Here is a 12,378-nt window from a genome sequence, read left to right on the forward strand (position 1 = left end):
ACCCGGCCTCCCACCGGCAGGCGAGGAGACAGCGGTCAGGCGGCGGGAAGAATCGCCGTCACCATGTCCGCGACGGCGAGGCCGAGCTTGCGCTGACCTTCGGCATCGAGATGGATGCCATCGACCGGGCTCGACTCGACGATGGTGCCGGCGTCGAGGAAGGCGACATCGCGGTCTTTGGCGACCCGCGCCATCTCGATGGCGAGGCGCTGCGATTTCTCCGTCGCGCCCTCGAACATGCCGGCGAGCCAGGTCAACCGGGCCAGCGGCGCCGGGCTGATCAGCAGCACCGCCGGGGGCTTGCCGAAGGGCGGGCAGGCTGAATTTTTCGCCGCGTCGATGAGAAGGCCGGCGCCATCGGCGATGTCGTCGGCGGTCATCGACAGGCGGTACTTCAGGTCGTTGGTGCCGAGCTTGACGATCAGGAGATCGAGCGGCGCGTGGGTTTCGAGAACCACGGGGAGAAATTTCAGGCCGTTCTTGTGAGGGCCCTCGATCGGATCGTCGAGGCAGGTGGTGCGGCCGTTCATGCCTTCCTCGATCACCGTATAGCCGGCCCCGAGCTTGTCGCGCAGGACGCCGGGCCAGCGCTGCCCTGCCGGAAAGCGCTGCGGCAGGATGCGGCCCTCCATCGGCACGGCACCCCAAGTGTTTGAATCTCCATAACAAACGATTGTCGGCATCGCCTCCCCCCTGGTTTTGAGCGTTATCCCGCTTGGCAAAATTTCCAATGCGGACTATCAATGAAGAGAACTTAACTGGTCTGACCAATTACAAACAAGGTCAGCCTTTCTGGGAGGAAGATACAATGCGCATGCATGCTGTCCGCATGATTCTGTCCGGCGCCGCCCTGGCGCTGATGACGTCCGTCGCTCCGGCGCAGGATTTCCACGGCTTCACACCGACCGGCTTTTCGGGCGACATGCTGGCCTCCGACGCGCTGAGCGCGATGGTGGTCGACGCGATGAAGGCCTCGCCGCCGAAGAATGGCGACAAATACGTCCTTGCCTTCGCCAATCTCGACCGCGGCATCTCCTTCTGCTCGAAGGTCGAGAAGGGCATCCTGGCCAATGCCGAGGCCGCCGGGATCGAGGTGGTCGTCGCCGACAACAATCTCGACGGCGCCACCGCGCTGACCAATGCCGAGAGCTTCATCAACCGCGACGTCGACTACGTGATCGAGTTCCAGACCGACGCCAACTTCGGCGCGACGATCATGCAGAAGATGGAAGCCGCCGGCATCAAGGTCACCGCCATCGACATCCCGATGCCGGGCTCGACCTTCTTCGGCGCCAACAACCCGAAATCGGGCTACATGGGCGGCGTCTATCTCGGCCAGGCGGCGATCGCCAAGTTCGGCGCCGACAAGGTCAAGGAAGGCTACTTCATCCTCGGCGACCTGCCGCAGTCGGGCGCGGTTCCGGCGATGCGGACCGGCGGCCAGCTGGCCGGCTTCCTTGCCGCGGTCGAGGGCTTCCCCGAGGACCACGTCATCACCATCGACACCAAGAACACCCTGGAAGAGAGCTTCGCCCAGACCAACAACGTGCTCGGCCGGATTCCGGAAGGCGTGCCGATCATGACCACGGCGATCAACGACCAGGCAACAACCGGCACGATCCGCGCCGTGAAGCAGGCCGGTCGCGAGGACGACCTGATCGCGGTCGGCATGGGCGCCGACGAACTGGCGACGATGATGGCCGAACCGACCTTCATCGCCTCGGTCGGCTACTTCCCCGAGCGCTACGGCAACTTCCTGGTGCCGATGGCGCTGTCGGAGCTCGCCGGCAACGACCTGCCGCCGACGGTGCTGATGACCCATGTCATGGTCGACAAGGGCAATGTCTGCGAATACTACCCGGACTTCGAGTGTGTCGACGGCGCGGGCCTCGAGATCGACTTCCCGCAGGACGCCTTCGAGGCGCATCTCGCCGAAATCCGCAAGTCGCCGGACATGGCCGACGCGCTCGACCTGATCCCGAGCGAGTAAGCAAGCGTCGGAGGGCCGGGCCCAACCCGGCTCTCCCGTTCGGCGGAGGAAGGGTTGCGGGTGAGCACCATTGCGCTCATCCCCGCGCAAGCGGGGACCCAGGTTTTTCTCCCCGACTCCCTCTGGCCGCGCACTGCACCTTCTGGATCCCCGCTTGCGCGGGGATGAGCGGTTGAAGTTGAACTCGCGCAGTTTTCTTCCGGCAATGACAGGCTGATCGATGGCGGACAAAGCAAAGACAGTGCCCCCTCCCCGCCTCGAGATGCGCGGGATCGGCAAGTCGTTTGGCGGCGTGGCCGTGCTCAGCGATGTCGAACTGACCGTGGCGCCCGGCGAGGTGCTGGCGCTGCTTGGCTCGAACGGGGCCGGCAAGTCGACGCTGGTGAAAATCCTGACCGGGGTCTACACGCGCGACGCGGGGACGGTTCAGGTCGACGGCGAGACCAGCGTCTTCCCCAACCCGCGCGCCGCGGTGACGGCGGGCGTTCGCCTGCTGCCGCAGGAAATTTCGGTGATGGGCGACATGACGGTCGCCGAGAATATTTCGCTGGCCGACCTGCCGGTGCGGCGCGGACCGGGCTTCGCCATGGTCGACGACCGGACGATGCGCGAACAGTCGCGCGCCCTTCTCGACCAGCTCGGCTTCTCCTCGATCGATCCCGACGCGCTGGTCAAGCGGCTGTCGGTGGCGGAGCAGCGGATCGTCGAGATTGCCCGGGCGCTTGCCGGACAGGCGCGCGTGCTGGTGATGGACGAGCCGACCGCGGCGCTGACCGAGCAGGAGGCGGAGATGATCTTCCGCATCATCCGCCGGCTCAAGGAGCAGCAGGTCGCGGTCATCTACATCTCGCATTACCTCAACGAGGTGTTCGAGATCTCGGACCGGATCGCGGTGCTGCGCGACGGGCAGAATGCCGGCACCTTCGACACCGCCTCGGCCTCGCGCGGCGAAGTGCTGGCGGCGATGCTCGGCCGGGTCGCCGGCGACCTCTACGACATCAAGGGCAGCGGCGAGACTGGCGACGAGGTGCTGACCGTCAGCGGGCTGACGGTGCCGGGCAAGCTCGACGGCGTGGATTTCTCCGTGCGTGGCGGCGAGATCGTCGGGGTCTTCGGGCTGATCGGCTCGGGCATCGAGACGCTGGGCCGCGCCATCTATGGCGCGCTCGGCCCGGCGACTAGCGGAACCATCCATGTCACTGGCAGCGCCTATCGCCCTGAGTCAGCAGGCAAGGGCAAGGCGCGCGGCATCGGTTTTGTCGCCGCCGACCGCAAACACGAAGGCATCATCGGCGATCTCACCGTGCGCGAGAACATGGTGGTGCCATTCCAGCACCGCTACGTCCACGGCCTCTTCGTCTCGCAATCGGCCGAGACCGAACAGGCGAAGCGCTGGATCGACCTGCTCGGCATTCGCACCCGCGGGCCGGAGCAGGTGATGCGGACGCTGTCCGGCGGCAACCAGCAGAAGGTCTGCGTCTCGCGCTGGCTGGTCGACAGCGTCAAGCTGCTGATCCTCGAGGAACCGACCCGCGGCGTCGACGTCGGCGCCCGCCGGGAAATCTACCTTGAATTGCGGGCGCTGGCCGACCGCGGACTCGCGGTGCTGGTGGTCTCCTCCGACGTCGAGGAAGTCGCCGGGATCGGCGACCGGTCGATCGTGCTCGATCGCGGCCAGGTCGTCGGCCGCTTCGACAAGGGGACGCCCCCCGCCACGCTGATGGCCGCGACGGCCAACGACCCCGCCTTCAACGCCGCATAACGGAAGCCGCCAGATGTCCACCGCCAACTCCACCCCCGCCGCTGCCGGTTCGACGCGCGGGCCGTTCCTCACCTTCCTCGGCCGGCCGTCGTCCGGCGTGGTGATGCTCTTCGCCTTCTACATCCTGCTGCTGCTGGTCTTCTCGCTGCTGTCGCCGTTCTTCATGACGGTGCGCAACATGATGGCGATCGGCTCCAACATCGCCTTCATCGGGCTGATGGCGGCGGCCGGGACGCCGCTGATCATCGCCGGCGGGCTCGACCTCTCGGTGGCGGCGATCGCCGGCCTGGTCGGCGTGGTCATCGCCGTGCTGCACGGCGACTACGGCATGAATATCTGGCTGGCGGCGGTGGTGGCGATCGGCCTCGGGGCGCTGGTCGGCGCGGTCAACGGGCTGTTCACCACGCGGCTTCGCCTCAACCCGCTGATCGTCACGCTCGGCATGATGAGCATCGTCTCGGGCGCGGCACTGATCCTCACCGGGGGACTGACCAAACCGCTGATGGTGCAAGGCTTCAACTGGATCGGCCAGGGGCGGATCTTCGACATCCCCTTCCCGCCGATCCTGATGCTGGTGGTCTTCATCGCCCTGTCGATCGTGCTCAGGCGGACGCGCTTCGGCCGCTTCGTCTACGCGGTCGGCGGCAACCCGGAGGCCAGCCGGCTGATCGGGCTGCCGGTCGAGCGGGTGCAGATGGCGCTCTACATCCTCTCCGGTATTTCCGGCGCGGTGGCCGGCCTCGTGCTGGCGGCCATGCTCGGCGCGGCGGCGCCGGCGGCGGCGGCGCCCCACCTCCTGACGGTCATCGCCGCGATCATTCTCGGCGGCACCAGCCTCTATGGCGGACGCGGCAGCGTCTGGGGTACGCTGCTGGCGGTCCTGATCCTCGGGACCCTGAACAACGGTCTTACGCTGAACGACGTGTCGAGCTTCTGGCAGGACGTGACCAAGGGCGTCGTGTTGATGCTCGCGGTGAGCCTCGACCAGATCCGGACGCGCGCGCTGGGGGAATAACCAGGTGTCCGACACCCCGATCTCCGCCATATCCCCGGTCGAGCGCCACTCGGTTGCCGACCAGGTGGCGAAGAAGATCCTCGACCTGGTGCGGACGGGGAACCTCAAGCCCGGCGACCAGTTGCCGCCCGAGCGCGACCTGGCGCAGATGCTCCAGGTCAGCCGGCCGAGCCTGCGCGAGGCGATGCGCGGCCTGCAGATCCTCGGCGTGGTCAAGTCGCGGCAGGGCGGCGGGGCGTTCATCACCTCGCTCGAGGCCGACGACCTGCTGGCGCCGCTGCAATTCCTGATCACGCTGAATTCCGACAACGTCCACGCGCTCTACGAGTCGCGCATCCTGGTGGAAGGCGGCATCGCCCGGATGGCGACCGAGCGGCTGACCGGCGCCGACATCGCCCGGCTGGAGGCGATCGTCACGCTGCAGACCGACCTGATGAACGATCCGCTCGGCTTCCGGGTCTCGGACCTCGAATTCCACCAGACGATCATGGATGCCACCGGCAATCCGTTCCTGGTCCGCGTCTCGCATTCGCTTTATGTGCTCGGCATGGAGTATCGTCGCGCCGCTTCGGAGACGCCGGGGGTGCTGCGACAGTCGCTGGCCGATCACCAGCAGATCGTCGCGGCCTTCTTCAGCCGCGACCCGGACGCAGCGGAGAAGGCGATGATCCGGCACATGGAGAACGTCCACCGCTCGACGCTTGAGGCGATGGGAGCACCCTGATGAGTGACAAGGCACGGATCGGCGTCATCGGCGCGGGCTGGTGGGCGGTGGTCAACCATATCCCCGTGTTGCAGCAGAATCCGGACTGCGACGTCGTCGCGGTCAACCGGCTTGGCGCCGACGAACTGGCGGCTGTGCAGAGCCAGTTCGGCATCGCGCAAGGCTTCGAGGATTATCGCGAGATGCTGGAGACGGTCGAGATGGACGGTGTCGTCATCTCCTCGCCGCACATCCTGCATTTCGAGCACGCCAGCGCCGCCCTCGCCAAAGGGTGCCACATCCTCGTCGAGAAGCCGCTGACCACCAGTACCGCCGATGCGCGGGCGCTGGTCGACGCGGCGAAGGCGGCGAAGCGCGAGATCGTCGTGCCCTATGGCTGGAACTTCAAGCCGATGGCGGCCGAGGCGGCGCGGCTGGTGGCCGGGGTGGGCCGGGTCGAGCATGTCGTGCTGCAGATGGCCAACGCCCTCGACGACCTGTTCGCCGGGCAGCCGATGCTGGAAACCGAAGGCGCGATGTTCCGCCCGCCGCCCTCGACCTGGGCCGATCCGAAACGGGCCGGCGGCTTCGGCTGGGGGCAACTCGTCCACGCGCTCGGCCTGCTGTTTCGCGTCGTCGACATGGAGCCGACGGAGGTCTTCGCGGTGACGGGGCAATCGCCGACCGATGTCGACTATTACGACGCGGCGGTGGTCCGCTTCGCCAACGGCGCGACCGCCTCGGTCTCGGGTGCGTCGACCCTGCCGAAGGGGCGGCCCGTGCAGATCGACCTCCGGATCTTCGGCTCGGAGGGGATGCTGGTCCTCGACATCGAGCGCGAGCGGCTGGAGCTGCGCCGCCGCGACGGCAAGGACGAGGTCATCGACCTGGCTCCCGGCGACGGCGCCTATTCCTGCGTCGAGCCGCTCAACGTGCTGGTTGACCTCTGCCTCGACCGGCCGACCGACAATGGCGCGCCGGGGCTGGTCGGCCAACGGGCCATCGAGGTGCTGGACGCGATGTACCGCTCGGCGGCGAGCGGACGGATGGAGGCGGTGTGAGCAAGGACCTGCGCAATGGCGGCCTCGACCGGCTGACCGTCGAGGACATCGTCAAACCCGGATTCTCGACGCCCTGGGACGCGCCGACGATCCCGCCCTTCCCCTTCACCTTCCGCGACGTCGAGGTGCTGTCGCTGGTGTGGCGAACGAGCGAGGCGGCCGTCGCGCGGCTGCTGCCGCCGCCGCTCGAGCCGACCAGCGACGTGGTGGTGGCGCATATCTACCGGATGAACGACACCGAGTGGATCGGGCCCTATGGCGAATCCAACGTCTCGGTCGGCTGCCGGATGGCCGGGACCGACATCGCCGGGTCCTACTCGCCCTATCTCTTCCTGTCTTCCGAGGTCGGCGTGTCGCATGGCCGCGAGGTCCACGGCCAGCCGAAGAAGCTCGGCCATCCGAGGATCGAGCATCGCGGCGACCTGGTGGTCGGCACGGTCGAGCGGAACGGCATCGACATCGTCACCGGGACGATGGCCTACAAGCAGCGGCGCGACACGCTGGAGAGCCTGACGCGGCACTTCGACTTCGCCGAGAACATCAACCTCAAGGCGGTCGATCACATCGACGGGCGGCCGGCAATCCGCCAGTTGACGGCGCGGCGGCTCGGCGAGGTGGTGGTGCACGAATGCTGGAGCGGCGCCTCGACGGTCGAGCTCCGGCCCAACGCCCAGGCGCCGGTCCACCGGCTGCCGGTGGTCGACATGCTCGACAGCTTTCACTGGCGGGCCGACTTCACGCTGGTGCCGGGGCGGATCATCCACGATTATCTCGGAGACACGCCATGACCCAATATGCCTGGGTGCTCGAAGTCCGGCCGGGCTACGAGGAGGAATACAAGAAACGCCACGACGAGATCTGGCCGGAGATGCTGGAGACGCTGACCAGGTCCGGCATCCGCAACTACTCGATCTTCCGGCACGGGCTGACGCTGTTCGGCTATTTCGAGACCGACGACCTGGAGGCGACGATCGCCTATCTCAAGGACGATCCGGTCAACGCGCGCTGGGGCCAGTCGATGGCGCCGGTGATGAAGATCGAGGTCGACGAGCGGACCGGCTTCCCCTTTCTGCTGCCGCTGCAATGGCACATGGACTGACCGGGTGACGCTCGACGGAGAGATCGCGCTGGTTACCGGCGCATCGCGCGGCATCGGGGCGGAGATCGCCAGGGCGCTTGGCCGTGCCGGCGCAGCGGTGGCGGTGACGGCGCGCCGGCAGGCGGCGGCCGAGACCGTTGCCGACGGCATTGTCGCCGAGGGCGGCAAGGCCATGGCGCTTGCCTGCGATGTCGGCGACCAGGCCTCGATCGCCACGGCGGTGGCCGAGGTCACGGAACGGCTCGGAGCGCCGACCATCCTGATCAACAATGCCGGGGTGATCGATCCGCTCGGCGATTTCCATGCGATCGACATCGCCGACTGGTCGACGAACCTCACCGTCAACCTGACCGGCCCGGCGGTGGCCGCGCAAGCGGTGCTGCCGACGATGCTTGCCGCCGGGCGCGGCACGATCGTCAACATCTCGTCGGGCGTGGCGCAATTTCCGGTCGCCGGCTGGGGCGCCTATTGCGTCGCCAAGGCGGGGCTGATGATGCTCGGCCAGGTGCTGGACGCGGAATATGGCGACCGGGGAATCCGGGTCTTCGGACTGGCGCCGGGACTGGTCGACACGGACATGCAGGGCACGATCCGCGCCGCCGGCGTCGGGCCGACGGCCGGGATGACCCGCGAGCAACTGACGCCGCCCGAGGAACCGGCCGATGCGGTGGTGTTTCTCTGCGGCGCGGGGGGAGACGCCTTCACCGGGCTGGAACTCGACCTCCGCGACGCGGACTTCCGGGCCGCCCTTGGCCTCGATCCGACCGGCGGCTGATCGCGCGGGTCAGCCGATCGCCGGACGCTCGGCCCGCATCGCCGCGGTGATCGCGCCGAACAGCGGCAGGCCGGCGATATCCTCGACCGTGACCGGCAGCTTGCGCTGCCAGTTGGGGTGCTCGACCGTCGTGCCGGGAACATTGACCTGCTCGACCATGCCGGTGACATCCTCCGCCGCGACTGTCACCAGCCGGCACGGCGTGCGGGCGACCAGGCGGTGCAGCGCGACGGCGACCTCGGACGGCAGTTCGACCGGCGCCTCGGCGTCGTCATGCATCACGGCCCGCATCGTCTCGGGAAGCAGTCCCTTGTCAGCCAGGAGGCCGAGCAGGCGGCGGCGCTCATGGCCGCGCTGCTCGAAGAGCTGGTCGAGATTGTGGGCCTGCAACACCCCGGCGGCATCGAGAACCTCGAGATCGCGGCCGCGCCACCAGCCGGCCAGGGTGTGGAGGTCGTGGATGGTCAGGCAGGCCATTGCCTCGCGCGGGTAGTCCTCGGGCGGAATGAAGAAGTCCTCCCTCTTCTCGAAGAAGAGGACGCGATAGCTCTGCATCTCGGCGGCGCGCATCGCCTCGCGGAAGCCGGTCGGCACGACACCGAGATCCTCGCCGATGACGATGGTGCGGCGATGGCGGGAGACGTCGGCGAGGGTCCGCAGCATCGCCTGAAACGGGTAGTGGACATAGACGCCGTCGGCAGCCGTGAAGTCGCGGGCGATCCAGTAGAGCCGGTAAAGGCCCATGGCGTGGTCGATGCGCAGCGCGCCGGCATGGCGCAGCACGGTGTCGAGCGCCTGGCGGTAGGGCTTGAAATCATGCCCGGCGAGGCCGCTCGGCGACAGCGGCGCCAGCCCCCAGTCCTGGCCGGCGGCATTGAAGTAGTCCGGCGGGGCGCCGATGCGGGCGCCGGGAACGACCAGGTCGGGATCTGCCCAGGTGTCCGAACCGTCCGGCGCGACGCCGACGGCGAGATCGAGATACAGGCCGATCCGCATGCCGGCGGCGAGCGCCCGGGCCTGCGCACCGGCGAGCTGGCCATCGGCCAGCCATTGCAGCCAGGAGTGAAAGGTGACGCTGTCGGCGTGGTTGCTGGCGAAGCTGCGCACCGCCTCGGAGCCGGGGTCGCGGTAGACGTCGGGCCAGTTATGCCAGGTGGCGCCCTGCCCGCGCTCGACCATCTCTTCCGACAGGGCCTCGAACAGGGCGTGGAGGTAGAGCGAGCGGCCGCGCTCGGCAACGAAACCGGCGAAGGCGGCGGCCTCGGCCTCGGAGGCGCGGTCCTGGAAGAGCCGGAACAGGAAGCCCAGCGCCTTGCGCTTGATCGGCCCGACGGCCGCGTAGTCGATCAGGTCGCCTCCCCTGATCTCTTCGGGAATATCGAGCGCGTCGCCAAGCGCCTCGGCGCCGGAGACCTTGTCGACGGCGATGTAGAGCGGGTTGAGGAACTGGCGGCTCGACGGGAAGAAGGGGCTGCAGCGATCGGGCGCGGCCATGAACAGGGCGTGGAGCGGATTGACGCCGAGGAAATCGGCCCCGGCGGCGGCCGAGGTTTCCGCCATCAGGCCGAGATCCTCGAAATCGCCGATGCCCCAGTTGCGGGCCGAGCGCAGGCTGTAGACCTGGCAGGTGACGCCCCAGCAGCGGCCGTGATCGAGCCAGCCCGGCACGTGGCAACTGACGCCGGGCGGGGCTTCCAGCGCCGCGTCCTTCATCGGCGAGACGATGGCGAGGCTGGTCGCGACATCGGCATCGGTGGCGGCGGCAATGCCCATGGCGCCGAGGACGGCGCGCACGGCATCGTCCGACACCTTGACCTTGTCGCCGGTCATCGACACGAAATCGTGGTCCAGGCCGGCGCGCGCGGCGAGCTTATGGAGGTCGTCGCGAGCGCTCATCCGCACTTCCCGCACAGCATGAGCAGCGAACGGCCGTCGAGTGGCACCGATGCCGCAGCTTCGACCGTGCGGTCGGGCGGATCGATCTCACCGGTTGCCGTATCGACGATCACCCGCCACCTCCCCGATGCGCTGCCGGGCAGAACGAAATCCATCGGCGCATGGTAGGCATTGACGAGGATCAAGAGTTCCTCGTCCGGCTGGTTGAGCAGGAGGCCGACGACCTTGGCGCGGCCGTCGCCCCAGGACGCATCGTCCATCTCGGCGCCATCGGGACGGAACCAGACGACGTCGCGGGTGCCGTTGTCATCGACCCTGTCGCCGTGCAGGAACTTGCGGGTGCGCAGGATCGAATGCCGCTGGCGGATGGCGATCATGCCGCGGACGAATTCGAAAAAGGCCTGGTCGCGCTCGCCGATATCCGACCAGGCGAGCCAGTTCATCTCGTTGTCCTGGCAATAGGCGTTGTTGTTGCCGTTCTGGGTGCGGCCGATCTCGTCGCCCATCAGCAGCATCGGCGTGCCCTGCGAAACGAGCAGCGTCGCCATGATGTTGCGGCGCATGCGATCACGCAAAGCGAGGATCTCGGGATCGTCGGTCGGCCCCTCGACGCCGCAGTTCCAGCTGCGGTTGTCGTCGTGGCCGTCGCGGTTGTCCTCCTGGTTCGCCTCGTTGTGCTTCTCGTTATAGGCCCAGAGATCGGCGAGGGTGAAACCGTCATGGGCGGTGACGAAATTGACGCTCGCCCACGACTTGCGGCCGTGGTGATCGAAGAGATCGGCGGAGCCGAGGACGCCCGAGGCAAAGGCCGGCAGGCACTCGTCATCGCCCTTCCAGAAGCTGCGCATGGTGTCGCGATAGCGGCCGTTCCACTCGGCCCAGCCGGGCGGGAAATTGCCGAGCTGGTAGCCGTTGGGGCCGAGGTCCCACGGCTCGGCGATCATCCGCGCCCGCTGGAGGACCGGGTCCTGGCGGACCGCGTCAAGGAAGACGGCGTTGGGATCGAAGTGATCGTATTCGCGGCCCATCGACGAGGCGAGGTCGAAGCGGAAGCCGTCGACATGACATTCCTCGACCCAGTAGCGCAGCGAATCCATGACCATCTGCAGCACCCGGGGATGGCGCAGGTTGACCGTGTTGCCACAGCCGGTCGTGTCGAAATAGAAGCGCTTGTCCTCGGCCAGCATGTAGTAGCTGGCGTTGTCGATGCCGCGGAAGGACAGCGTCGGGCCAAGCTCGTTGCCCTCGGCGGTGTGGTTGTAGACGACGTCGAGGATGACCTCGATGCCGGCGTCATGGAGCCGGCGGACCATCACCTTGAACTCGTCGATGCCGGCACCCGGCGACAGGTAGCGCGGCGCCAGCGAGAAGTAGTTGACGGTGTTGTAGCCCCAGTAGTTGGCGAGCTTCTTCTCGACCAGATAGCGGTCGTCGAAGAAGGCCTGGACCGGCATCAGCTCCAGCGCATTGACGCCGAGATTGACGAGATGGTCGATGACGCGCGGATCGGACAGGCCGGCGAAGGTGCCGCGGATGCGTTCCGGCAGGTCGGTGCGCCGGGCGGTGATGCCCTCGACATGGGCTTCGTAGAAAACGGTATCGGCCCATTTGCGCTTCGGCGGCTGGTCGTCGCCCCAGGTGGCGGCGGTATCGACGACGACGCATTTCGGCACGACGAAAGCGGAATCGCGGCGGTCGATCTGGAGATCGGCGCGCGGCGAGCCGACCCGGTAGCCGAAACAGGCGTCATGCCAGCGGATGTCGCCATGCAGCGCCTTGGCATAGGGGTCGATCAGCAGCTTGTTGGGATTGAAGCGGTGGCCGGCGGCCGGATCGTAGGGACCGTGCACCCGGTAGCCGTAAAGCTGTCCCGGGCGGACATCCGGCAGGTAGCCGTGCCACACCTGATGGGTGTATTCCGGCAAGGCGATCCGGTCGGTCTCGCGACGTCCGTTCGAATCGAACAGGCACAGTTCGACCTTGGTGGCATTGGCCGAGAACAGGGCGAAATTGACCCCCGCTCCATCCCAGGTTGCGCCTCCAGGATGAGGGGAGCCGGGCTCGACGCGCAGCATCG

The 12,378-nt window shown here is 67.5% G+C and carries 11 protein-coding genes; 8 read left to right on the top strand and 3 right to left on the bottom strand.

Going from position 1 to position 12,378, the window contains the following annotated elements; all coding sequences use genetic code 11:
• Positions 1-35 precede the first annotated feature (35 nt).
• Positions 36-683 (bottom strand): SGNH/GDSL hydrolase family protein, encoded by a 648-nt coding sequence (locus BLT60_RS13420; protein ID WP_090876969.1) that lies wholly within the window; start codon positions 681-683, stop codon positions 36-38.
• 125 nt (positions 684-808) lie between these two features.
• Here BLT60_RS13420 and BLT60_RS13425 point away from each other — a divergent pair, with 125 nt between their 5' ends.
• From BLT60_RS13425 to BLT60_RS13460, 8 genes are all read left to right on the top strand, one after another.
• The gene (locus BLT60_RS13425) at positions 809-1,990 is read left to right on the top strand and encodes a sugar ABC transporter substrate-binding protein (RefSeq protein ID WP_090876970.1); all 1,182 of its coding nucleotides are present in this window, start codon (positions 809-811) and stop codon (positions 1,988-1,990) included.
• Positions 1,991-2,210: 220 nt separating this feature from the next.
• Positions 2,211-3,752, top strand: coding sequence for a sugar ABC transporter ATP-binding protein (locus BLT60_RS13430; RefSeq protein WP_090876971.1), 1,542 nt, complete (start codon positions 2,211-2,213; stop codon positions 3,750-3,752).
• A gap of 13 nt (positions 3,753-3,765) precedes the next feature.
• A complete protein-coding gene (locus tag BLT60_RS13435) occupies positions 3,766-4,767 on the top strand; it encodes an ABC transporter permease (protein WP_090876972.1) in 1,002 nt (333 codons plus the stop codon).
• Positions 4,768-4,771: 4 nt separating this feature from the next.
• Positions 4,772-5,491, top strand: a complete 720-nt coding sequence (locus BLT60_RS13440; protein WP_090876973.1) for a FadR/GntR family transcriptional regulator — start codon at positions 4,772-4,774, stop codon at positions 5,489-5,491.
• Entirely contained in the window at positions 5,491-6,531 is a 1,041-nt protein-coding gene (locus tag BLT60_RS13445; RefSeq protein WP_090876974.1) for a Gfo/Idh/MocA family protein, read from the top strand. Before BLT60_RS13440 ends, BLT60_RS13445 begins: the two co-directional genes overlap by 1 nt.
• Positions 6,528-7,319, top strand: coding sequence for an acetoacetate decarboxylase family protein (locus tag BLT60_RS13450; protein ID WP_090876975.1), 792 nt, complete (start codon positions 6,528-6,530; stop codon positions 7,317-7,319). The genes BLT60_RS13445 and BLT60_RS13450 overlap by 4 nt, the downstream gene beginning before the upstream one ends.
• Positions 7,316-7,630 (top strand): L-rhamnose mutarotase, encoded by a 315-nt coding sequence (locus BLT60_RS13455; RefSeq protein WP_090876976.1) that lies wholly within the window; start codon positions 7,316-7,318, stop codon positions 7,628-7,630. Before BLT60_RS13450 ends, BLT60_RS13455 begins: the two co-directional genes overlap by 4 nt.
• Before the next feature lie 4 nt (positions 7,631-7,634).
• Positions 7,635-8,405, top strand: a complete 771-nt coding sequence (locus tag BLT60_RS13460) for an SDR family NAD(P)-dependent oxidoreductase (RefSeq protein ID WP_090876977.1) — start codon at positions 7,635-7,637, stop codon at positions 8,403-8,405.
• Between the two features lie 9 nt (positions 8,406-8,414).
• Here the strand turns inward: BLT60_RS13460 and malQ are convergent, their stop codons facing one another.
• Together malQ and glgX are read right to left on the bottom strand one after the other, a co-directional pair.
• Positions 8,415-10,301, bottom strand: coding sequence for a 4-alpha-glucanotransferase (malQ, locus tag BLT60_RS13465; RefSeq protein WP_090876978.1), 1,887 nt, complete (start codon positions 10,299-10,301; stop codon positions 8,415-8,417).
• On the bottom strand, positions 10,298-12,376 hold the full coding sequence (gene glgX / locus BLT60_RS13470; protein ID WP_090876979.1) for a glycogen debranching protein GlgX: 2,079 nt from the start codon (positions 12,374-12,376) through the stop codon (positions 10,298-10,300). The genes malQ and glgX overlap by 4 nt, the downstream gene beginning before the upstream one ends.
• Between the last annotated feature and the right edge of the window lie 2 nt (positions 12,377-12,378).

Source organism: Bauldia litoralis, assembly GCF_900104485.1.
Lineage (GTDB): Bacteria > Pseudomonadota > Alphaproteobacteria > Rhizobiales > Kaistiaceae > Bauldia > Bauldia litoralis.

Bases quoted from the DNA above. Each gene is read 5' to 3' on its own strand.
- BLT60_RS13435 (WP_090876972.1), top strand. From the start codon at position 3,766: ATGTCCACCGCCAACTCCACCCCCGCCGCTGCCGGTTCGACGCGCGGG.
- malQ (WP_090876978.1), bottom strand. From the start codon at position 10,301: ATGAGCGCTCGCGACGACCTCCATAAGCTCGCCGCGCGCGCCGGCCTG.
- BLT60_RS13455 (WP_090876976.1), top strand. From the start codon at position 7,316: ATGACCCAATATGCCTGGGTGCTCGAAGTCCGGCCGGGCTACGAGGAG.
- BLT60_RS13420 (WP_090876969.1), bottom strand. From the start codon at position 683: ATGCCGACAATCGTTTGTTATGGAGATTCAAACACTTGGGGTGCCGTG.
- BLT60_RS13430 (WP_090876971.1), top strand. From the start codon at position 2,211: ATGGCGGACAAAGCAAAGACAGTGCCCCCTCCCCGCCTCGAGATGCGC.
- glgX (WP_090876979.1), bottom strand. From the start codon at position 12,376: ATGCTGCGCGTCGAGCCCGGCTCCCCTCATCCTGGAGGCGCAACCTGG.
- BLT60_RS13425 (WP_090876970.1), top strand. From the start codon at position 809: ATGCGCATGCATGCTGTCCGCATGATTCTGTCCGGCGCCGCCCTGGCG.
- BLT60_RS13445 (WP_090876974.1), top strand. From the start codon at position 5,491: ATGAGTGACAAGGCACGGATCGGCGTCATCGGCGCGGGCTGGTGGGCG.